The organism is Candidatus Moraniibacteriota bacterium, assembly GCA_028688415.1.
Classification (GTDB): Bacteria; Patescibacteriota; Minisyncoccia; order Moranbacterales; family UBA1568; genus UBA1568.
This window is the reverse complement of sequence record JAQTYF010000001.1, coordinates 351,393-374,807: the sequence shown is the minus strand read 5'-3', so window position 1 is coordinate 374,807 and position 23,415 is coordinate 351,393. Positions and strand designations below refer to the sequence as shown.

At 43.3% G+C, this 23,415-nt stretch carries 21 protein-coding genes; 20 read left to right on the top strand and 1 reads right to left on the bottom strand.

Annotated features, from left to right (window positions below):
• Positions 1-19: 19 nt before the first annotated feature.
• From PHH40_01775 to PHH40_01715, 13 genes are all read left to right on the top strand, one after another.
• Positions 20-1,198, top strand: a complete 1,179-nt coding sequence (locus PHH40_01775) for a glycosyltransferase family 4 protein (GenBank protein MDD2766478.1) — start codon at positions 20-22, stop codon at positions 1,196-1,198.
• A gap of 12 nt (positions 1,199-1,210) precedes the next feature.
• Positions 1,211-2,392: a glycosyltransferase gene (locus PHH40_01770; GenBank protein MDD2766477.1), complete on the top strand. Its 1,182-nt coding sequence runs from the start codon at positions 1,211-1,213 to the stop codon at positions 2,390-2,392.
• A complete protein-coding gene (locus PHH40_01765; GenBank protein MDD2766476.1) occupies positions 2,389-3,345 on the top strand; it encodes a GDP-mannose 4,6-dehydratase in 957 nt (318 codons plus the stop codon). The genes PHH40_01770 and PHH40_01765 overlap by 4 nt, the downstream gene beginning before the upstream one ends.
• A 15-nt stretch (positions 3,346-3,360) precedes the next feature.
• Positions 3,361-4,407, top strand: coding sequence for a hypothetical protein (locus PHH40_01760; GenBank protein ID MDD2766475.1), 1,047 nt, complete (start codon positions 3,361-3,363; stop codon positions 4,405-4,407).
• 135 nt (positions 4,408-4,542) lie between these two features.
• Complete coding sequence (gene dnaJ / locus PHH40_01755; protein ID MDD2766474.1) at positions 4,543-5,625, top strand: molecular chaperone DnaJ; 1,083 nt, start codon at positions 4,543-4,545, stop codon at positions 5,623-5,625.
• A gap of 63 nt (positions 5,626-5,688) precedes the next feature.
• Entirely contained in the window at positions 5,689-6,246 is a 558-nt protein-coding gene (locus PHH40_01750) for a response regulator (GenBank protein ID MDD2766473.1), read from the top strand.
• Between the two features lie 88 nt (positions 6,247-6,334).
• Positions 6,335-8,050, top strand: a complete 1,716-nt coding sequence (gene recJ / locus PHH40_01745; GenBank protein MDD2766472.1) for a single-stranded-DNA-specific exonuclease RecJ — start codon at positions 6,335-6,337, stop codon at positions 8,048-8,050.
• A gap of 146 nt (positions 8,051-8,196) precedes the next feature.
• Positions 8,197-8,532 (top strand): hypothetical protein, encoded by a 336-nt coding sequence (locus PHH40_01740; GenBank protein ID MDD2766471.1) that lies wholly within the window; start codon positions 8,197-8,199, stop codon positions 8,530-8,532.
• A gap of 70 nt (positions 8,533-8,602) precedes the next feature.
• The gene (locus tag PHH40_01735) at positions 8,603-9,061 is read left to right on the top strand and encodes a ribonuclease HI family protein (protein MDD2766470.1); all 459 of its coding nucleotides are present in this window, start codon (positions 8,603-8,605) and stop codon (positions 9,059-9,061) included.
• A gap of 32 nt (positions 9,062-9,093) precedes the next feature.
• Positions 9,094-10,116: an efflux RND transporter periplasmic adaptor subunit gene (locus PHH40_01730; GenBank protein MDD2766469.1), complete on the top strand. Its 1,023-nt coding sequence runs from the start codon at positions 9,094-9,096 to the stop codon at positions 10,114-10,116.
• A 12-nt stretch (positions 10,117-10,128) separates the two neighbouring features.
• Complete coding sequence (locus PHH40_01725) at positions 10,129-10,851, top strand: ABC transporter ATP-binding protein (protein MDD2766468.1); 723 nt, start codon at positions 10,129-10,131, stop codon at positions 10,849-10,851.
• The gene (locus PHH40_01720) at positions 10,848-12,089 is read left to right on the top strand and encodes an ABC transporter permease (GenBank protein ID MDD2766467.1); all 1,242 of its coding nucleotides are present in this window, start codon (positions 10,848-10,850) and stop codon (positions 12,087-12,089) included. Before PHH40_01725 ends, PHH40_01720 begins: the two co-directional genes overlap by 4 nt.
• A complete protein-coding gene (locus tag PHH40_01715; protein MDD2766466.1) occupies positions 12,082-13,350 on the top strand; it encodes an ABC transporter permease in 1,269 nt (422 codons plus the stop codon). The genes PHH40_01720 and PHH40_01715 overlap by 8 nt, the downstream gene beginning before the upstream one ends.
• An 11-nt stretch (positions 13,351-13,361) precedes the next feature.
• Here the strand turns inward: PHH40_01715 and PHH40_01710 are convergent, their stop codons facing one another.
• A complete protein-coding gene (locus PHH40_01710) occupies positions 13,362-15,422 on the bottom strand; it encodes a transglycosylase domain-containing protein (GenBank protein ID MDD2766465.1) in 2,061 nt (686 codons plus the stop codon).
• A gap of 127 nt (positions 15,423-15,549) precedes the next feature.
• Between PHH40_01710 and PHH40_01705 the strand changes: the two genes are divergently transcribed.
• From PHH40_01705 to pheS, 7 genes are all read left to right on the top strand, one after another.
• Complete coding sequence (locus PHH40_01705; protein ID MDD2766464.1) at positions 15,550-16,065, top strand: NUDIX domain-containing protein; 516 nt, start codon at positions 15,550-15,552, stop codon at positions 16,063-16,065.
• A gap of 150 nt (positions 16,066-16,215) precedes the next feature.
• Positions 16,216-17,916: an ABC-F family ATP-binding cassette domain-containing protein gene (locus PHH40_01700; protein MDD2766463.1), complete on the top strand. Its 1,701-nt coding sequence runs from the start codon at positions 16,216-16,218 to the stop codon at positions 17,914-17,916.
• A 135-nt stretch (positions 17,917-18,051) separates the two neighbouring features.
• Positions 18,052-19,788, top strand: a complete 1,737-nt coding sequence (secD, locus tag PHH40_01695) for a protein translocase subunit SecD (protein MDD2766462.1) — start codon at positions 18,052-18,054, stop codon at positions 19,786-19,788.
• Positions 19,789-19,794: 6 nt separating this feature from the next.
• The gene (gene secF, locus PHH40_01690) at positions 19,795-20,691 is read left to right on the top strand and encodes a protein translocase subunit SecF (protein ID MDD2766461.1); all 897 of its coding nucleotides are present in this window, start codon (positions 19,795-19,797) and stop codon (positions 20,689-20,691) included.
• Between the two features lie 39 nt (positions 20,692-20,730).
• Positions 20,731-21,057 (top strand): hypothetical protein, encoded by a 327-nt coding sequence (locus PHH40_01685; protein MDD2766460.1) that lies wholly within the window; start codon positions 20,731-20,733, stop codon positions 21,055-21,057.
• 36 nt (positions 21,058-21,093) lie between these two features.
• Positions 21,094-22,308 (top strand): tyrosine--tRNA ligase, encoded by a 1,215-nt coding sequence (gene tyrS, locus PHH40_01680; protein ID MDD2766459.1) that lies wholly within the window; start codon positions 21,094-21,096, stop codon positions 22,306-22,308.
• A gap of 26 nt (positions 22,309-22,334) precedes the next feature.
• Positions 22,335-23,396: a phenylalanine--tRNA ligase subunit alpha gene (gene pheS / locus PHH40_01675; GenBank protein ID MDD2766458.1), complete on the top strand. Its 1,062-nt coding sequence runs from the start codon at positions 22,335-22,337 to the stop codon at positions 23,394-23,396.
• The last annotated feature ends 19 nt before the right edge of the window (positions 23,397-23,415 follow it).

Below are 23,415 nucleotides of genomic sequence, written 5' to 3'. Positions count from 1 at the left end.
ATTCTTTGTTTGTATTTGTATGAAAATCCTTGTTATTGCTCCAACGCCATTTTTCTCTGATCGTGGTACTCACATTCGTATTCTCGAAGAAGCGCTTGCTCTCGAAAAACGAGGGCATACAGTGATGATTGCTACCTATCATATCGGACAGGATATTCCGAAGAGTCTCGAAAGTCATATCGATATCAGGCGTATCAGACGACTTCTTTTTTGGTACAAAAAATTGGAAGCAGGACCAGATTGGCAGAAACTGCTCCTTGATTTGATGTTGCTTCGCAAGACATTTTATTTGGCTCGCACATGGAGACCAGATATCATTCATGGCCATCTGCATGAAGGAGTATTGATTGGTGCTCTCGTGAAAAAATTTCTTTTTTGGAGAAAATTGAAATTGGTAGCAGATTTTCACGGAAGTCTGACGAACGAAATGGTTTCACACAGTTATTTGAAAGCGATGGGATTGCAGAAAATTTTCCGAATGATCGAACACTCTATTGATGGGTTGGGGGATCGGACGGTAGCCAGCTCGTGGGACAATGTCAAGCGTATCAACGAAATACCTCGAATGCATCAAGCAGAATTGCTTCTCGATGGCGTGAGACTCTCGATGTTTGATCGGTTACCAGAAAGTGCTTCTTTGAGAGAGATATTTCATATACCACAGAACAAAGTGATAGTGACGTATACGGGAGCACTTATCCCGAACAAGGGCATCAAGCTTCTTCTTGAGGCTATTCCACTCGTATGTAAAACACAGTCCCAGGTTCATTTCGTTATCGCTGGCTTTCCTGTTGATCAGATAGCTTCTTATATGCAGGAGCAGAGTTTCCAGGAACATGTGACGGTCATCAGTCCATTACCGTATTTTGATTTGGCAAAAATTCTTCATTTAAGTGATATCGGTGTCGATCCCAAAGAATCGAGTACCAACCAAGCAAGTGGAAAAATGTTGCAGTATATGGGAGCGGGCTTACCGATTGTCTGTTTTGACACAGAAAATAATCGTCAGTATTTGGCAGATGGTGGTGTCTATGCGCGCGAGGTGACAAAAGAAAGTCTTGCAGAAGCTCTCGGTACACTTCTTTCCTCTGAATCATTACGAAAAGAGAAAGGCGCATCGAATCGTGCACGAGCAGAACGATTCGGTTGGGAAGTGTCTGCCGAGAAACTCGAAAAAATGTATCAAGAAATTGTCTAACATGTATTTTTTATGAAACTTCTTTTGATCAAAATAGGGAAAGCGTGGCAGACACTCAAGCGCGATGGACTCATACGTGGCGGACGACGTATCACGACATCCTTTCTGGCACTTTTTGGTCGCGTTCGTCCAGGAGATATTCTGTTCATCACCGGTGGAGTGGGGGATAGCGCGAGGTACCGGACGCAACATATTGCGGAGGAACTTTCTTTTCAAGGATTTCGTTCTTCGGTGACGGTACAGGATAATCCGTTTCTTGTTTCGTATGCAGATCAATTTTCTGTCTTTGTTTTTCACCGAGTACTCTACACGCCGAGCGTGGCTCGATTGATAGAAAAGATAAAAGTACAAAAAAAAGAAATCATTTTTGAAACAGATGACCTCGTCTACGACAAGGAGTTTTTGAAACATATGGATTATTTTCAGAAGATGAATAGTTTTGAAAAGAAACTCTATGAAAATGGTGTCGGAGGAGAGATTCTCGCCGATCCGTATGTGCGAGTGTGTACGACATCGACAGAATATCTCGCCAAGAAACTTCGTGAAAAAGGGAAACAAGTTTTTGTTGTGAAAAACAAACTCTCACAGAAAGATATTTCTGATGTAGAGAAAATAATACATGAGAAAAAACGAGAAGATGACCTTGTCCGTATCGCATATTTCTCTGGTACGCCGAGCCATAACAAAGATTTTGCGGTTATTACTCCGGTACTAGTCCGTATTCTGACTGCTTATCCACAGGTGAGGCTCGTGCTCGCTGGTCCGCTCGATACGGACAATATTCTTCATCCATTTTCTTCTCAGATAGAGCGGATTTCTTTTGCGCCACGGAATGAGCATTTGAGAAACATCGCTCGTATCGATATCAATCTTGCTCCTCTCCAAATGGGCAATCCTTTTTGTGAATCAAAATCAGAATTGAAATGGTTTGAGGCAGGTATTGTCGCTGTACCGACAGTAGCATCTGCGACAGAGCCCTTCCGAGAAGCGATCACTGATGGGGGAGATGGATATGTCGCGGCCACTGAAGCGGAATGGCAGGAGAAACTGGAACGATTGATCGAAAACAAAGAAGAACGTGAAACAATCGGAACACGGGCTCGACAAACAGTTTTGAAACGTTATACTGTACGGAAGGATTTGGAATCAGAATATTATCACTATTTAAGAAGTAAAATAACGAAAAAAATATGAAAATACTCATAACAGGAGGCGCTGGTTTTATCGGTTCGGCTCTGACAAAGAAACTCGTAGAACGCGGAGATACTGTTGTGATTATTGACAATTTCAATGATTACTACGATCCAAAACTGAAACGTGATCGTATCAAAATTTTTCTCAAAGAGTGTAAGCATGGGTTCACTGTGCATAAGGGCGATATCCGTGATACGAAATTTCTGGAACGAGTTTTCAAAAAAGAGAAACCAGATAAAATCATTCACCTCGCAGCGATGGCTGGTGTACGTTATGCCATCGAGCACCCACTTCTCTATGTTGATGTGAATATTGTCGGCACGACCAATCTTCTCGATATTGCTGTGAGATACAAGATTCAGAATTTTGTCTATGCCTCATCATCTTCTATTTATGGTCTGAACAAACCACCATTTTCTGAGAGTGATATGACTGATACCCCGATCTCTCCGTATGCCGCGACCAAGAAAGCGACTGAGCTCCTCGCGCATTGTTTCAGTCACATTCACGGACTGAAGACGACTGGACTCCGATTCTTTACGGTGTATGGTCCATGGGGACGTCCCGATATGGGAGTGTTCAAGTTTATTGAAAATATCATCTGTGGAAAGACGATAGACGTGTATAATTTTGGAAAAATGAAACGCAATTTCACATACATCGATGATATTGTTTCTGGAGTGATTACTGTTCTCGATGCCGATCTACCATGTGGAGTGATGAATATCGGAGGGGATCATGAAGTGGCTCTTATGGATTATATTGCTACCGTCGAAAAATATACTGGAAAAGAAGCGAAGAAGAATATGATGCCGATGCAACCAGGCGATATGGCTTCGACAGTGGCTGACATCAAAAAACTTCGTAAACTCGGTTGGAAACCAGCAACACAAGTGAAGCAAGGAGTGAAAAATTTTGTTGATTGGTACAGGGAGTATTATCGAGTACAGTAACAAGAGAGAATACATATGTTTTCTACACTCACCAAGCGAGATACGATTGGCCTTTTCCTCCTCTTTTTGATAGGGGTATGGTCTGTTTTTTTGTGGCGGACGCTTGTCGTCGTTATTTCTTTCGAGAAAGGATCTTCTCTTGCTCAGCCTCTTTTATTTTTGGTATTGCTTGCAATCTGTTTTTTTATCGGATCTGTTCTCTGGAAACAAACCGCTTTACGTCTCATCGCTACGGCGCTGATCATACTTCCAGGTATTTTCTTTTTCCTTGGATGGGAGTATATCATTGTGAGCGTAGGAGTATCTCTCATTTTTCTTCGGAGTAGTGCCAACATTTTTGCAGAAGGGAAGGAACGCACACGTTTCCATTTCTTTCGCTCTGTAAAGTCTGGTTCGATGCTTTTTTTCTTGGGTATAGCACTGTTGTTTTCGACAGGGTACTATTCATCTTTGAAGGAGACAGTGTGGGAAGATCTCATACCGCGTTTTCGGATCAGTCAAGGAATGACGAGTAGTATTTTCAAAATAGCAGGAACTATCAATCCGAGTTTTGCACAACTGACAAAAGAAAACGTAACAGTAGATGAATTTCTTTTGAATCTTGAAAAACAACAACAGATTGTTGGATCAGATATATCATCTCAAAAAGTATTTTCGCTACAAAATACTTCCGATCGTATGATGCCAGTACCTGTCGGTTTGCCACTTGAAATCTCGCCAGCTATAGCACGACAACTTTTTCTTGAAGAAGGTCGTACACAAATCGCTTCGTTTGTCGGTCGTCCAGTGGATGGTTCTGAAAAGATTGCTGATATACTGTCTCTTATTGTTCAAAATAAGCTGACATCATTTCTTCAGGGTGAACAAACCGTACAGCATATACCTTCTCAGGCCATCCCATTTTTCATTACATTACTCCTCTTCATCACGCTTCTTTCTCTTGCGTCAGTTCTGAATCCGCTCTGTGTATTCCTCGCCCAATTCATTTTTTGGCTGATACTTATGGCGCGATTTTTGACTCTCGAAACAGTAACAGTAGAACAACAAAGATTGGTAGAATAACGAATGAAGAGTGTAATATTGGCACTCACCAGAGAGGATTGCCAATTTTTTCATTGTACGCTAGAATGAAATACGAAGAAAAAAGAGTAAGCAATGAAGCGTAAAGTGTTTTTATAAGGAAATAAAAGAATGAATATGGCAGATTATTATGTGACATTGGGAGTACCAAAAAATGCATCTTCCGATGAAATCAAGAAGGCTTTTCGAAAACTCGCACATCAACATCACCCGGACAAGAGCGGTGGTGATGAGAAGAAGTTCAAGGAAATCAATGAGGCTTATCAGGTACTTTCCGACAAAGAAAAACGCGCTCGGTATGATCAGACAGGTCAGGATTTTCATAGCCAAGGTTCATCGGGTGGTGGACAGGGATTTGGAGGATTTTCACAACAGGGTGGAGGTTCTGGCTTCGATTTTTCCGGTACAGGTTTCGAAGATATTTTTTCAGATATATTCGGAGGAGGTGGAGGACGTTCACATGGAGGAAGAACTCGGAGCGGTTCTGATATCGTTGTCGATATCGAAATTTCATTTGAGGAAATGGTGCAAGGTGTGAAAAAAACAGTTCGATTACGCAAGATGTCACGTTGCGAGGTGTGTTTTGGTACAGGAGGAGAGCCACACTCCAAGGAAGAACAATGCTCTGATTGTCATGGAAGCGGGCAAGTGCGTCGTACCGTTCAGACAGTTTTTGGTACTTTTGCACAGGCAGCAATTTGTGAGCGTTGTCGTGGGCGAGGCAAGATGTACAAGGAAAAATGTCACCATTGTAACGGCGCTGGACGGATGAATCGTGAGGATGAAATCGATATAGAAATACCAGCCGGTATCCATGATGAACAGACGGTATCGCTTAGCGGACAAGGAGCAGCAGGTGAAGACGGTGCTCCTTCTGGAGATTTGTTTGTCAATGTGCATATCCGTCCGCATAAGACGTTGAAACGAAACGGCGATGATATCGTTTCTGAACTAACGATTACCTTTACACAGGCTGTGCTCGGAGACAAGGTCAGTGTGATGACGATTGATGGGGATATGACAATGAAGATTCCCGCAGGAACACAACCGGGTGAAGTATTCCGTATTCGAGGAAAGGGTGTGCCCCATCTGGGTCATTTCGGACGAGGAGATCACCTGGTGACAATCACTCTTTTTGTGCCGAAACATATTTCTCGTGAACAAAAATCGCTCATTGAAAAGCTGGGAAAAATTGATTAGCTGTTCTTTGAAAAAGAGCTTCTTTCCTGTATACTACAAACGTGATTATTTATAATACGTTTTATGGAGAAAACATTGAAAGTGCTTATCGTCGATGATGATGTCGAAACCAGAAGTCTGTATGCAGAGACGATGCGTAATGCGAATTTTGATGTTGTAGAATCTAATGATGGTCTGGATGGATTGGAACAAGTGAATAAAAACATTCCGGATATTATTGTCACGGGTATTATCATGCCTCGTATGGATGGATTTCAGTTTGTCGAAGCATTGAAGAAGAATGTATCGACGAACCAAATACCGATTATGTTTTTCTCCCATTTGGGTCGCGAAGAAGATGAACGACGAGCAAAAGAACTCGGTGTGCAATACTTCTTGATTCAAAATATGACATCGCCGAATGATATGATCATGCTCATCAATGCGCATTTTGTACGGAGCGATTATGTCCTTGCTGTCGATAGTTTTGCTTTTGATGCTGCCCGATTCGCCAAAGATTTTCATTTGAATACGGATTTTGTCTGTTTCAAGGAAAACAAAGAAACTGGCCGTACCGTTCTCAAATTACGATCTCGAAAAGATAATCCCAATCTTTTCGAAGCTGAAATTACCTGTGTTTAGCGTATTCTTTCCAGCCTATTTTATGAGTGTTCTCTAGAGATTTTTCGTGAGAGAGGTTTTTTTGTCTCCCTTTCATTTACTTTTTCTTATGACTGTTTGGAAATACAGGGTAAATACAGAAGCTCCTTCGGGTATTCCGGAAGGGACATATCATCCAGTGATTGATACATTGCTCACTGCTCGAGGATATATCGACGAACAATCTCGTCAACGTTTTCTTTTTCCCAATTTTGATCGTGATATCCATGATCCTTTTTTGTTTTTGCAAATGGATCGCGTCGTCACTCGTATCGGACAGGCGAAGAAAAACAAGGAAACGATAGGTATCTTCGGAGATTTTGATGCCGATGGCGTGACTTCTTCGGTTATTATACGCGAAGCACTTACCGCGCTCGAGGTTTCCCTCGAAGTCTATATTCCAGAAAAAATGAACGAAGGGCACGGATTCAACATTCTTGCAGTGGATTTCTTCGAGAGTAAAGGTGTGAAACTCATATTGACACTGGATTGCGGAATGACAAATCATGAAGCGATTGCAGAAGCGAAAAAACGAGGTATATCTACTATTGTCGTCGATCATCATCATGTACCAGAGATATTGCCAGAAGCATACGCCATCATCAATCCAAAAATTGCGAACGAGAAATATCCTTTTCGAGAATTGTGCGGAGCAGGTACGAGTTTCAAAATAGCCCAGGCATTATTTCAGAGATATCTCCCGGATCAAGTCGACCAATTGAAATGGATTCTCGATGTGGTAGCGATCGGAACCGTCGCTGACGTTATGCCTCTGGTGGAGGAGAACCGAGCCATTGTGAAGTATGGGCTCATTGTTCTCTCAAAAACGCGTCGTGTTGGTCTCGAAGAAATGTTTTCCGTCGGAAGAATAAAAATTGATGAAAACAACATACCAGATGCGCATACCATCGGATTTCAGATTGCTCCACGAATCAACGCTGCTTCACGTATGGCTCATGCGATGCTCGCCCACAACCTTCTTATCGAAAAAGATCGTGCACACGCGAGAGTATTGGCACTCGAACTCGATGCGTGGAATGTCGCTCGTCAGAAAATCAGTGCGACGACGACGGATCAGGTGAGAACGATTGCTCTTGAAAAATATCAGAAGAGAAAATTTATTTTCGCTATAGACGAAGGATTTCCTTTTGGTATTATTGGTCTCGTAGCAGGACGTATCGCTCACGAGTTCCACAAACCGACATGTGTGCTCACGCGCGGAGAGACAGAAAGTCGTGGGTCTTTCCGGAGCATACCAGAACTCAATGTGATAGAAATCATCGAACAGTGTGGTGACCTTTTGAAAAAATTTGGTGGCCACGCACAAGCAGCTGGGATGACCATAGAGAATAAGAATATCGACGCATTCTATGAAAAATTTGATGCTCTTGCCACGTCCGTCTTGGCGGATGTCGTGACAGAACCCGAAACTTGGGCAGATATGAAACTCCGTCCAGAACATATCACGTCAGCGCTTTGTCGAGACCTGAAACTCTTTGCTCCCTTTGGAGAAGGAAATCCAGAACCAGTTTTTGTGTTGGAGAATATGATGATTCAAGATGTCCGTTTTGTCGGGAATGGAGAGAAGCACCTCAAGTTGCGTCTGATTGATTCGGAGGGTGGTGCCAAGAGTTTTGACGCTATCGCATTTTCTCTTGGCACGGCATTTCCCGACTTACAGAAAGGTGAGATTCTTGACATTTTGTTTCAAATAAGCGAAAATACTTGGAATGGTTCTACAGCTATTCAATTGAAACTTCTCGATATGCACCGTAAAGATGTGTAAACAGAAGCAAAGTTCTTTTTATTTATAGACTGGAGGCTTGAATGGGTTTGTTTTCTAAACATAAGGCACCCCCTGTTTGGAAAATAGGGGAAAAAGTGTGTTTTCTCTTGCAAATAGGCAAGAACTCAATGGACAAAAAGTGGCATATGGGGGAGATAGCAGGATTGCCATCTGTAAAACCTCGCGAAGAGTTGATCGTAGATGTTTGGGTGTATGAAATACCCGAACATTTTACAGGAGAAAAGAGACAGAATGAAAAGCAAGATGAGTGGTCATCTCTCGATCCTTTGCCTTTTGATATACCCTCTGAAGTGATTCTTTTTAGCCTTTTGAATAGTCGAACGAGTGTGACGATGCAGAAGAGCACGCGACCCGTACGAGTGGCGTGTAAATACTTGTGTCGTGCCACTGCCAATGATTTCCGTACGGCATTTGAACAAAGTGCTTCGTATTTCTCTCACGGAAAGCAGACCTTTTGGTAAACAGCTGATGAATAACTTTATTCACTCAGCTGTTTTTTTATTGTAGATATTTCTCTTCTGTTATGGTACTATGAATGAGGAATATTATGATGAAAATAGTATGGAAAAAATAGTGATGTATAGCGATGGAGGTTCACGTGGAAACCCTGGTCCAGCAGCGCTTGGTGTATATATCGAAACACTGGAGAAGAAATACGGAGAATTCCTCGGAACAAAGACAAACAACGAGGCGGAATATTCCGCTATTCTTTTTGGTTTGAAGAAAATAAAAGCATTGATTGGAAAAGCCGTAGCCAAAAAAGCAGCTATAGAATGCCGTATGGATAGCGAACTCGCCTGCAAACAGCTGAATCATGAATACAAGATAGAAAATGAAAAACTACAGCCACTTTTTCTCGAAATATGGAACCTCATGCTTGATTTTGGAGAAGTGAAGTTTGTTCATGTGATGAGAGAATACAACACAGTGGCTGATGCGGAAGCGAACCGCGCTATGGATGAGGCAGCAAAGCAGAGCAATTTGTTTTAATAAAGAGAAATATAACTTGTTATCGTAAAAGCATGTTTACAAAAAAAAGAGTCATCATAAGCCTTCTTCTCCTGCTCTCTCTTTGGGGCATCATTGCTTATTATCGGAACAAGAACACGGTTGTTCCTGTACAAACAGAAACCGTCAAACGAAGCACTCTCTCAGAGACAGTGAGTGTGACAGGAGAGGTAGTACCGAGAGAATATGCTGACCTCTCTTTTCAGAGTATTGGAATGGTAGACGAAGTAAATGTGAAAGAAGGAGACATGGTGGTTGCTGGACAACGTATCGCTTCTGTCGATCGTGCAATCCTTTTTTCTCAATTGAAGCAAGCACGTATTACCGCATCGATTACTGAACAGAATGAGAAACAATCTCGTAACCGAAAAAACACTCTCGGGAAAGGATGGGATGATCTCAAACCAGAGGAACGTACGGCAATCACACTGAAGACCGAACAGACACAAGAAAATGTTCGTATGCTCGAATCACAAATGAAACAAAACGTACTTCTCGCTCCGTTTGATGGACAAATAACGAAACTCAATATTCGTGTCGGTGAGATCGTCACCCTCGGGAAAAGTATTGGACGTGTTTCAAAAACAGAAAGTTTCGTCATTGAATCGAGAGTACCTGAGTCAGATATTATAAAAATCGCACTCGGTATGGAGTCTCAGATAACATTCGATGCATTTACGACAGAAGAAATTTTTTCGGCTCAAGTGGAAGATGTTGCCAAATCTGCAACAGTGATCCAGGATGTTGTTTCGTATGTTGTCAAATTTCATTTAGAGAGAATGGATACCCGTTTGAAGGAGGGAATGACCGCCAATATCGATATCGAAACAGCAAAACGAGAAAATGTTTTGACGGTACCGTTTCGAGCATTGACAAAAGAAAACGGAAAAACATATGCAGAACTCAAACAATCTGACGGGACATTTGTGAAAACAGAAGTGACTACTGGTCTCGAGGGAGATGACGGGACCATTGAAATAAAATCAGGTCTCAAAGAAGGGAACGAAGTAACGATTGGTTCCGTACAAGTCAAATAACGGAAAGAAAATATGAGTCTCATCACTGTTTCAAACCTCGAGAAAACTTACAAGAATGAAGATGTGGAAACCAAAGCTCTTTTTTCTGCGAGTTTTCGTATAGAGAAAGGAGAATTCATATCCATTATGGGTCCGTCGGGATCAGGGAAATCGACACTGATGCAGATTCTCGGACTTCTCGATCGGGCGACAGGAGGAGTATATCTCCTCGAGGACAAAGACGTGACGCAGTTCACTGATGACGAATTGGCACGTCTCCGAAACAGGACCATAGGTTTTGTTTTTCAGGCATTCAACCTCCTCCCAAAGACGAGTGTGTATGAAAACGTCGAACTCCCTCTCCTCTATGATGACAAACAAATCGAGGAAAATGAAAAGAAGGTACTCGGTGCTATAGCAGCTGTCGATATGACACATCGCAAGGACTATCTCTCGAGTCAGCTCTCAGGAGGGGAGAAACAACGTGTGGCTATTGCTCGAGCACTCGTGAACAATCCGGAAATTATTTTTGCTGATGAGCCGACGGGAAATCTCGATTCCAAAGCAGGACTTCAAGTGATGTCTATTCTCCAGAAACTCAATGACGAAGGACGCACGATCGTCCTCGTCACTCACGAGACATACACCGCAGAACATGCCAAACGCATCCTCTCTATGAAAGATGGTCAGATCATCGGAGACACACTCGTCACCAATCGTCGTATCGCTAAGGCAGGGGAAACATTTCTCAAATGAAATTATCAGATCCAATAAAAATATCCTATCGGACGCTCACGGCATCGAAATTGCGGTTTTTTCTGACAGTACTCGGTGTGGTGATCGGTGTCGCGTCGGTCATTCTCGTGATGGCGATCGGAGCGAGTGCGCAGAAACTCGTCCTCTCACAGATAGAGAACGTCGGTTCGAATCTCGTCGCTATTCTTCCTGGTGCTTCTGAAGAGAAGGGCCCGCCTGCCTCTGCTCTCGGCATCGTAACCACTTCTCTCACTTACGATGATCTGAAAGCGCTCCGTGAAAGAAGAAATGTGCCTCATCTCGATGCCGTATCAGGGTATGTGACCGGGACGGGGACGACGGAGTTTCAGTCTACCTCACTCGAATCGAGTTTTCAGGGAGTATCACCAGATCTTATACAGATAGAGAATATTCGTATCGCGTCAGGTCGTTTTTTCTTCCCTGAAGAAGAGATGGATCTGTCTCGCGTGATGGTGCTCGGTGCGACACAAGCGAAAGAATTGTTTGCGAATCGCAATCCTATCGGAGAGACAGTAACACTCAAAAAAATTCCTTTCAAAGTGATTGGCGTACTCGAAGAGCGTGGATCATCAGGGTTTTCCAATCCAGATGTTCTCCTCTATGTACCACTCGGGACAGCACAGAAATTGTTGCTCGGTATCAATTATCTCAATTCCGCACGTGCCAAGATAGATGACGCGATAAATATCGAACGCAGTGTCGCTGATATAAACATTTTGCTCCGTAAACGACATGATATGAAAGATAACGAAGAATCTGATTTCTCGGTACGGAGTACTGCTGCCGCTCTTGATATTCTGACTACGATTACTGATGTCTTGAAATATTTCCTCCTTGCCATCGCTTCCATTTCGCTTCTCGTAGGAGGAGTGGGTATTATGAACTCAATGCTTATTTCCGTCTCTCAGCGCGTGCGTGAAGTCGGTCTCAGGAAAGCAGTTGGTGCGCAGAAAATACACATCATTGCCCAATTTCTCATTGAAGCATCTTTCATCACGATTGCCGGGGGTATCATCGGGATTCTCTTTGGGGTGCTCGTTGCCTATCTCGTATCGCTTATCCTGATCAGTCTTGAATATGATTGGCAATTCCTTGTTCCTCTTTCGTCTCTTCTGATTGGGTTTTCAGTTTCTTTTATTATCGGTATTGTTTTTGGACTTTATCCCGCTATCAAAGCCTCGCGTATAAGCCCTATGGAAGCACTGCGATATGAATAATCTTTCTCTTCGAAAAATCACGACAGCATTTTCTTTTGCTCTCAAAACAATTCGGACTCACAAAGCCCGTACATTTTTAGCGCTTCTTGGTGTTGTGATCGGTGTCTTTGCCGTAGTAATTGTGATGACACTCGGTGATGGTGTGAAGGGTTTTATATTGGGTCAGGTAGAGAGTTTTGGTGCTGATCTTATCCAAGTAGAAGTCAAAATTCCTGGTACAGGGACGCAATCATCAGGCAATGCAACAGGGAGAGCACAAGGAACACAAATCACGACACTGACTGTGAAAGACGGTGAAGCTATCCACAAATTACCCAATGTCGTAGCAGTGTACGCAGGGACGATAGGACAAGAGCGAGCCACTGCTGGTTCTGTGGAAAAAAGGATACTGCTTTTTGGTACGGGTGCTGATGTCGTACAAGTCGATCGGAACGCGAAACTCTCAAGTGGTAGATTCTTCACTGAAGGAGAAGATGCGAGTCTATCGCGTGTTGTCGTCCTTGGATCAGAAACCAAGAAAACTTTTTTTGGAGAAAGTGAAGCGGTTGGACAATCGATTACTCTCAAGGGTGAGAAATATCGCGTTATTGGAGTGTTGACGTCACGAGGTACGGTAGCATTTCTCAATTTTGATACATTCACCTATGTACCGATTCAGACGCTTCAGAAAAAAATACTTGGTGTGGAGTATGTCCAGATGATATCGGTTCAGATGAAAGATGTCTCGCATGAAAAAGAAACAGTCGCAGATATCGTCGCACTGCTTCGTAAACGTCACGATATTGATAACCCGAATAAAGATGATTTTGCAGTGAGTTCGACCAAGGAAGCTCAGCAAACTCTCGGTGATGTCCTCGGATCGATGACAATACTTCTCCTTGCTTTGACTTCTATTTCTCTCGTTGTTGGCGGTGTCGGTATTATGAACGTGATGTATGTTTCTGTTTCAGAACGGACAAGTGAAATCGGTCTTCGTAAAGCAGTGGGAGCAACGAGTGGGGGTATTTTGAGACAATTCCTTTTTGAGGCACTCATCATTACTTTTATGGGTGGACTTATCGGCATCATTCTTGGCAGTCTCCTCTCTTTTGGTTTGAGTATTCTTTTTCAGCGTCTCGGGTATGATGTTGTTCTGCAATTTTCCCTCACATCATTTTTCTTGGGAGCTGGATTCTCGATGGCAGTCGGTCTTATTTTCGGTATTGCGCCAGCCTACCGTGCATCCAAGCTCTCCCCGATGGAAGCGCTACGTAGAGAGTAAAAGGACTATACCTATTTCTTTTTCTTCGGAGTCGGAGTCTCTTGAATCAGAGCTATCTCTCCGGGAATAATATCGATCACTCGTGTCTCGACACGATTCTTTTTCAGTTTCCTGGCTTTCTCTGGAGAGATTTCTCGACCAGTTTTTTTATCAAAATACATTGTTTTTTGCGTGTTGGATGAAAGCATATTCTTTTCTGGGAGAGCTGTTTTTTCGTACGCAGTGAAACCCGTCTCTGGAAAATGAATGAGCGCAATATTCATAAACTGTCGCCATATCGGGGCAGCGACAAAGATACCATCCGCACCAGCTTTCATAGGGTGATTATCATTGTTACCGGCCCATACTGCTACAGCGATGGATGGTGTATACCCGACCGTCCAGGCATCACGAAAATTCTGTGTCGTCCCTGTTTTGGCGGCGACTGATACACCAGAAGGGAAAGCGAGGGGGCTACGAGCTCCGAATATAGGTGTACGAGACGTATTATCCGAAAGAATGGAATTAATTTTCTGAGCAATATCTGTTTCAAGAACACGTGTACTTTCCGTATCTTTGATCCGAACATATTCCTCATTATTTTTATCGACGATCTTCAGTATCGATTTGAGAGGATGACGCATGCCTTCTTGACTGAATACCGAAAAAGCACTTGCCATATCTATCGGTCTCACTTCTGCTCCACCAAGTACGAGCGCCAGACCATAACGTGATGGATCGGTCAGTGTCGTGATACCGAGGCGAGTAGCGAGTTCGATAGTGTCTATGACACCTGCGAGAGCGAGAGTCTGCACCGCGGGGACATTGAGAGACATTGCGAGTGCCTGACGCATCGTCAGTACCCCATGAAATTTCCCATCGTAATTCCTCGGAATATATGGACGTCCAGAACCGTCAGGACCAAAATTGATAGGACGATCGATGACGATTGATTCTGGTTGGAATCCTTTTTCAAAGGCTTTTGCATAGGCGAATGGCTTGAATGCAGAACCAGGTTGTCGCTCCCGTATCGTAATATTCACATTCCCATCGACGCTTTCATCGAAATAATCTTTGGAGCCAACCATTACGAGAACTTCACCTGTTTTTGCATCAAGAGCGACGAGTCCAGCATTAGTTGCACCTCTAGCAATATTTTTCTTTGCACCATCCGAAACAGCTTCTTCGCCAGCGTTCTGGAGATCGAGATTGATGGTTGTGTAGATCGAAAATCCTTCCGTCTCCAGTTGTTCTCGCGAATAGTTTTTTTCCAGTTCAGCAATGACATAAAAGACAAAATGTGGTGCGACGATATTTCGTTTCAATGGAAGAATGCTGGAAATAATATCTACCGAGAGTGCCTGTTCGAGCTCTTGCTCTGTGATGAATCTGAGATCATACATCCGATTCAAAAGAGCTCTCTGTCTCGATCGAAGTCCTTCAACATTCTTTCCATAAGGAGAAAAGAGTGTTGGAGCGTTTGGCAGTGTAGCGAGGAGTGCGCCTTCTTCGAGCGTGAGATCGGTGGCTTTTTTCCCAAAGAATGTTTCTGATGCTGTCTCGATACCATACGCATTGGATCCATAGGGGACGGTATTGAGATAAAAATCAAGAATATCGTCTTTACTCAAATGATTTTCGATTTTGACAGCGAGAAAAAGTTCACGGATTTTTCGTTGTAAAGTACGTTCTCGTGTGAGGTAGAGGCTGCGCGCCAGTTGTTGGGTAATCGTCGACCCTCCTTGTTTGATTTCTCCGCTTTTGACGTCAACGATGAGCGCACGGAGTATAGCAAGAATATCAATACCTTGATGAGCGTAGAAATGAGCATCTTCGGATGCGATGGTCGCGAGACGGATAGTATCGGGGATGGCATCGTGTGCGATAACGAGACGATTTTCTTCGTCGTAGAGGCGGTACAGTTCGGTTGTGCCGGTCCGATCAAAAAATCTCGTGCTTTGATGAAGGGGAAAATGAGCGATTTCTTGGACGCTCGGAGTTCCAAAGAAATAAATAGCAAGGATACCGATGGAAGTTCCTAATACGGTAAGAAAAATAATCCAGAGAATTTCACGCAAGAGCATTCGTCTCATCTGCTGGTATGTGTTATGTTTTAAATAAAGCAAGAAGATAGTATTATATTCAATCATTAAAAGATCATTTTGTCAATTCACAATTCTATTGTACTCTAAAGAAGTTATATTGTCTTTCAAAACATCTATGCGTGTACCAGTGATCAAGCCGTTGTATTTTCTTCTCAAGTGGTGTGGCTTCCCTGTGATATGGGAAACTTCTATCGGGGCTGTTTTGTTTCGTATGAATAATGGTGTTCGAGAATATCTCTTGCTCCATTATCCGAGCGGACATTTTGATTTTGTGAAGGGTCACGTCGAAGCAAATGAGACCGAAGAAATGACTCTCCGTAGGGAGACCGAGGAAGAGACAGGGATTTCTGATACCGTGACTTTTCCTTTTCGGTTGAGTACACGATTCTTCTATGTTGCCAAAGGAAGTGAACGAGCCAAGCGTCTACGGAACAAGAAAGGCATTTGGATTTTCAAACAGGTACATTTTTATCCTGCCAAAACAAAGACATTTGATGTGCATATTTCTTTCGAACATACAGGGTTTCTCTGGTTGCCATACGAACGAGCGCTCGACAAGGTGACATTTGCCAATGCCAAGAGGATTCTTTCTGAAACAGAAATATATATAACAAAGAAAAACAGTATCTAAAAAGTTTGTTTCTCCGATAAAAACATCACCATCATTGCGAGAGAATTTACGTTTTTGGGCTTTACAAAAGTCATTTTTTATTGTATTGTTTTTATTCGGTCTGCAGGGCCTAGAAGCCTCTTATTTTAAGTAAAAAAGTTGCCATCTCTTATGCTGACTCTCAAAAATGTTCGAAAAATATATGGTACCGTCCGCGTTCTCGAGAAGGTGGCTTTTTCTATTGGCGAAGGTCAGAAAGTCGCTCTCGTCGGACAGAATGGCGCAGGAAAATCCACTCTGCTCAAGATCATTGCTGGGATAGAGACACCAGACAGAGGAACGATACAAAAACCGAATCGTGTTTTGACCGGATATCTCTCTCAGGAAACTCTCGCTGATTCAGAAGAAACGCTCCTCACGTATTTACGACGAATGGCAGGGCTGTATGATCTCGAAAAAGAAATGTCTCTTCTCGAACCACATATCGCAGAACCTATCTTCCTCGAAAAATATGAGATGCTTCGTCAAGAATACGAACGTCTCGGTGGATACAATTTTCCGTATAAAGCAAAAATGATCCTCGAAGGATTGATGCTCTCTCATATCGATAATAATCGTCCCTTGTCAGAACTCTCGGGCGGTGAAAAACGCAAAGCCGCTTTGGCAGGAGTGCTCCTCCGTGGTGTGGATATGCTTCTTCTTGATGAACCGACGAACAATCTCGATCTCCCATCGCTCTTATGGTTGGAAAAATACCTCAACCGTTCTTCGACAACATGCATCATCGCTTCACACGATCGTCGTTTTCTCGACAATGTTGTGCAAAAAATTATGGAGATCGATTGGTACAAACGTGACGTGACGATGTACACAGGGAATTGGAGTTCATTTGCAGAGATGAAAGCGCACAGTATCCGAAAACACAAAGAGCAGTATCGTATGCAGGAGGAAGAACGTGAACGCCTCATCATCTCTGTTGATCAGAAAATGGATTGGGTAGAACGTGTGAAGAATAAGAAAGCTCCAGACAAGGATACGATGTCCGCAAATTTCAAAAAAGAGCGTGCAACGCGGAAATTTACTGCTTCGGCCAAAGCGCTCGAAGAACGTCAGAAACGTCTCCATACTGTCGAAAAACCGCTCATACGCGATCCTCTTATGATGTCATTCGAATCACCTGCGGTAGAGAAGGAGGGTGCGATTGTGTTGCGTAAAGTATGTTTTGGATACCCTGACGGTTTTTCCGGTGGACCGATTGATATGAAGATTCCGTTTGGAACACGTCTCGCTCTTCTCGGAAACAACGGTGTAGGCAAGTCGACATTGCTCCGAGTAATCGAAGGATCACTTGCACCGATAAGTGGGAAGAGAATTTGTGGAAAGAAACTTATTTTTGGATTTTTGATGCAGGAATATGAAAATATTTCTAAAAGTAGTACACCGTATGAACTCTTTCGAGACCGTCTCGATATAAGAGAACGTGATGTCATCGCGACGCATCTTGCTTCTTTCCAATTCGCACCAGATGTATTGAATGACAAGATTGATGCATTGAGTCCTGGAGAACGTGTACGTCTCATTCTTGCGTTGCTTTCTGCGATGCGTGCCAATGTGCTCGTGCTCGATGAGCCGACGAATCATCTCGATCTTGAGGCTATCGAAGCACTCGAAGAAGCGCTCGACACCTACCCGGGTACTTTGCTTCTCGTGACACACGACCGTCGTTTCTTGGAACGTGTGCGTCTGACACAGACATTTGTTCTCGAGAATGGTCTACTCACTTCCATTGCTGACTACGAATCGTATGTTGCCAAAACATTGCCTCATATCGAGCGCCTTTTGAAACGTCTCGATGAGAGAATGATAGTGTAAGGTTTTGTAGAGTGATTTGAGAAAAAATATGAAGAAAAAGGCACTTGCCTTGCTCTTTTCTTTCGGTTATACTGCTCTTAGTAATTGTCTCAAATCTCAACGCTTTACTTATTCTCTTGTTATCCGTATTACCGTATGAATCAATCTGAAAAAAGACGTACGCATTTTCTTCTCGTTTTATTTCTCAGTCTCGTCGTAGGTATTATTGCCTATCCACCGTTGGTAAGATTTGCTCCACCGGTTTTTGATGTTGTCGATTCGTGGAAGGTCAATCAGGGTCTCGATTTGCAAGGAGGCATTCATCTCGAATACAAAGCTGATGTCTCGCAAGTCCCTGATGGCAAGGTAAGTGAAGCTCTTTCTGCTGTCCAGGCAGTGATCGAACGTCGAGTGAACGCATTTGGTGTCGGGGAACCACTGGTACAGTTGTCACGATCAGGTATCGAAGAGCGTATTATCGTGGAACTTCCAGGCATCAAAGATATCGAACAAGCCAAGAAAATGATCAAAGAAACTCCATTTCTCGAGTTTCGTGAACAGATTGATCCCGATTCTGATACTCTGAAACAACTCGTAACCCTCAATCAAGAAACGAAGGTCCAAGCAGAACAGGTTCTCGAGCGTGCGAAGAAAGGAGAAAATTTTTCTGCACTTGCTGGAGAATTCAGTCAAGACCCAGGATCGAAAGAGAAAGGTGGAGATCTCGATTTTGTGAAACAAGGGACATTTGTCCCAGAATTTGATTCTGTTGTTTTTGATGCATCTTTGCAATCAGGAAGTATCTATCCGACACTCGTCGAGAGTCAGTACGGGTGGCACATCATAAGGAAAGTAGAAGAAAGGGGTGAGGGTGAAGATCGAGAGGTTCGTGCTTCCCATATTTTGTTTATGAAACGTTCCATCGAACAGTATCCAGAACTACAGTGGGTAGCTACGGGTCTGTCAGGGAAAAATTTGAAAAATGCGAGTGTGGATTATCAGAGTCAGGGTGTCGGTTCTCCTCAGGTCGCACTTCAGTTTGATGATGAAGGAACACAGCTTTTCGCAGATATCACTAAACGTAATATTGGCAAAGGATTAGCGATTGTTCTTGATGGTCTTCCGATAACTGATACAAATGGTGATGGAATTATTGATAAATCAGATCCACCATATGCTCCGACGATTCAAGCGGAAATACCAGCTGGACAAGCCGTTATTACTGGAAATTACACAATGCAACAAGCTAATGATCTCGTGAAACGCTTAAATGAAGGAGCTCTCCCAGTACCGATTACGCTCGTCGGACAACAAAGTGTCGATGCATCGCTTGGACAGAATGCCTTGAAGCAAAGTCTCTTCGCTGGGATGATCGGTCTCGGAGTCGTTGCTGTCTTTATGATTTTTTACTATCGTTTCTTGGGTGTCATCGCGGTGCTTGCACTCATCCTGTACACAGCGATGCTCCTCACGATTTTCAAACTCTCTACCTTCACTCCATTTTCGATTACCGTTACGTTATCTGGTATTGCTGGATTTATCCTCTCTATCGGTATGGCAGTGGATGCGAACGTCCTTATTTTCGAACGTACTCGTGAAGAACTCGGATACGGCAAGAATATTTACAAAGCTCTCGATGAAGGTTTCCGTCGTGCGTGGCCGAGTATCCGTGATGGCAATTATTCGACACTCATTACGACATTCATCCTTATCGGTTCCGGAACGGGTTTTGTAAAAGGCTTTGCTCTCATCCTGACGCTCGGTATCCTTCTCTCGATGTTTACAGCTGTGGTGTTGGTCCGTGTCACACTGCGATTCCTTGTGACGAGCTGGGCAGAGAGACATCTCTGGCTGTTTGTTCCTCGGAAGAAGCTTCCACCAACTACTGAATAAAAGAATATGATAAATATTATTCAAAAAAGAGTTTACCTGTACATTTTCTCACTCGGAGCTGTTTTCTTGAGCATTGGAGCGCTTTTTGTCTGGGGACTGAACCTCGGTATTGATTTCAAAGGAGGAACGCTGATGGAAGTGCAATTCTCTGAAACAGTGCCTGCTATAGGTGTGATCACAGAATCGCTTGCCCCATTTTCCCTCCAAAGTCTGACGATACAACCGACAGGAGAGAGGTCTCTCTTTCTTCGCTATCTGGCATCTGATGAAGTGGCGAATGAACAGGTATTGGAAAAGCTTCAGAGTTTTGATGAAAATATTCTCCTTCTCCGCACAGACTTTATTGGCGGATCGGTTTCCGAACAAATCAAGAAACAAGCAATCATCGGTATCATCCTCTCTATCATCGGTATCGCTCTCTATATTGCCTGGGCTTTCCGTCGTGTGTCTGGACTCGTAGGATCATGGGAATATGGATTGGGTGCTATTATTGCACTGGCGCATGATATTATCGTTACGATTGGTGTGTTCTCTTTCTTGGGAGAATTTTATGGCGTAGAAATCGGTGTTCCTTTTGTGGCAGCACTTCTCACTATTCTCGGTTATTCCGTCAATGATACCATTGTCGTCTATGATCGTATCCGTGAGAATCTCCTCCGCTCGAACAAAAAAGAAGATTTTGAGATTACGGTCAATCGTTCAATCAATGAAACCCTCGGACGATCTTTCAATACTTCGTTTACGGTTATCGTTACACTCCTAGCGATTGTCTTGTTCGGAGGAGAAAGTATCAAATACTTCGCACTGGCAATACTCATCGGTGTCGCATTCGGAACCTACTCTTCTATCTATGTAGCATCGGCACTCCTCGTGACACGGTATAAGATGAAGATGCGAGGATAACGCAAGATCAATTATCATTTATCAACTATCTACATACTTATGAAATGGAATCCTTTCAGCAAGAACGATGATAACAAAGAAGAGCTCCCAACTATCCCCGGGATGCCCGCCAGCAACGCTGGAAGCGTAGCTCCTGCGGGCTGGCCCGATATGAAAGATATGAATATGTTTCAGCGTTTTGCGATGAAGCGTCTCATGAATATGAGTCCAGCAGAACGAGAGAAGATGATGAAGAAGGCAATGACACCGAAAAATATCGAAAAGAACAAAACAGAAATCCTTGCCTCGCTCGAATCGATGCGCAAAGCAAGACAGATTTCTGATGATCAGTATCGTCTGACCAAAGCCAAACTCGGTCTCAAATGATCCAGAGTTAATCGAATGGTGAAATAAAAAATCTTTATGGAGAACAAAGAACAACAAATAGAAGAACTTTTGACACGAAGTGTGGCAAATATTTTACCGTCCAAAGAAAAATTAAAAGAAGTTTTGATGAGTGATAAAAAGCTCCGTATTTATATTGGAGCAGATGCTACTGGGCCACAACTTCATTTGGGGCACGCTACTAACTTTATGTTGCTCGAACGTTTTCGACAATTGGGTCACGAAGTGATTGTTCTGTTTGGTGACTTCACTGCGATGCTCGGGGATCCGAGTGGACGTGCGACTGAGAGACGAGCACTGACCAAAGAAGAAGTCGAAGAAAATATTGCGACTTGGAAAGATCAGGTTTCTAAATTACTCGATTTTGATGCAAAGATAAATCCAGCACTTCTCAAAAGAAACAGTGAGTGGCTGGCACAGATGAATCTCGGGGATGTTATTGGTCTTTCTCAGAATTTCACCGTACAGCAAATGCTCGAACGAGATATGTTTGAGAAACGAATAGAAAGCGGTCATCCTGTGTATCTGAATGAATTTTTGTACCCACTGCTTCAAGGGTATGATAGTGTTGCTATGGATGTCGATGTCGAAGTCGGAGGGACGGATCAGACGTTTAATATGCTCGCAGGGAGGACGCTCCAGAAAATTTTCCATCAAAAAGAAAAATTTGTCTTGGCGACGACACTTCTCGAACATCCGATAACGAAGAAGAAAATAATGAGCAAGAGCGAAGGAAACTACATCGCACTCAATGATTCTCCTCAAGATATGTTTGGCAAGACCATGGCCCTCTCCGATGAAATGATTATACAGATGTTTGTTGATTGTACGTATGTTTCGCTCGATGAGATTGCCAAGAGAGCCGAAGAAATCGTGACCGGTGGCAATCCTCGCGATGCGAAAGTTCGCCTCGCAGAAGAAATTGTGACACTCTATCATGGAAAAGAAGAAGCAGAGAAAGCGAAACAATATTTCATCGATACATTCTCGAAAGGACACATTCCAGAAGACGTTCGCGAGATCAAGATTGACCGGGGCGAGAAACTGATTGATATGATGGCAGGATTCGGACTCGCCGAGAGCAAATCAGATGCTCGGAGAAAGATCGATCAAGGAGCGGTCTCTCTCAATCAAGAAAAAATCAGTGATGTGAATACGATTCTTGATGAACGTTTTGATCGCCAGGTTCTGCGTGTCGGAAAAAAAGATTTCGTCCGCGTTATTTTTGAATAAACTGCAAAAGCTGATAGAATACCAGTATGTTACAACAACGAATCAAAAAAATTGCTGAAGAAGCGGAATTATCTCTCGCAGAAGTGTCTACGATGGTGCTTTTGGAAACGTGGGAGGTGAAATATCTCGGTCGCAAGAGCGAATTGAATGATATTCTGAAAGGACTGAAGGATCTCACTCCCGAAGAAAAGAAAATCATCGGTCCACTCGGCAATCAGACCAAGCAAACTCTGTATCGCATTTTCGAAGAAGCGAAAAATATTATTGCAGAAAAGAGTATTGATTGGGAAGGGGAGCGTATCGATGTGACGACTCCTGGTGTTGCTATGTCTACTGGACATCTTCATCCGATCACCATTCTCGAAAACGAAGTTCAGGACATCTTTTCTTCGATGGGCTTTGCTCTCGCTGATGGACCAGAAGTAGAGACAGAACACTATAATTTTGATTCCCTCAATTTTCCGACTGATCATCCGGCACGCGATATGCAGGATACTTTTTGGCTTGCCCAGACGAAGGGTGGATTGAAAAAAGGAAAGAATATAGAAAGTCGTTATCTACCGAGAACACAAACCTCTGCTGTACAAGTCCGTTTTATGAAGGAAAATAAACCGCCATTTCGGATTATTGTTCCAGGAAAAGTGTTCCGCAATGAAGCAACTGATGCCTCTCATGAGTCTACTTTTCATCAATTCGAATGTCTCATGGTAGATGAGCCGGGCAAAGTGACCGTGGCGACGTTCAAATACATTGCAGAAACATTCTTTGGGAAATTTTTTGGCAAAGACGTTTCTGTGCGTCTCAGGCCAAGTTTCTTTCCTTTTACGGAACCGTCATTCGAATTTGACATCAGCTGTATCATCTGTGATGCGAAAGGATGTCCGACGTGCAAGCAGACTGGCTGGCTCGAGATCGGTGGTGCTGGTATGGTGAATCAGCACGTGTTTGAATCAGTAGGATACAAGCGTGGACAGTATCAGGGATTCGCATGGGGATTCGGTCTCACTCGTCTCGCGATGATGAAGTACAAGATTCCTGATATACGTCTCCTGATGTCAGGTGATCTCCGCCTTATTCGTCAGTTTTAGATTTTTTTAGAGGAGGAAG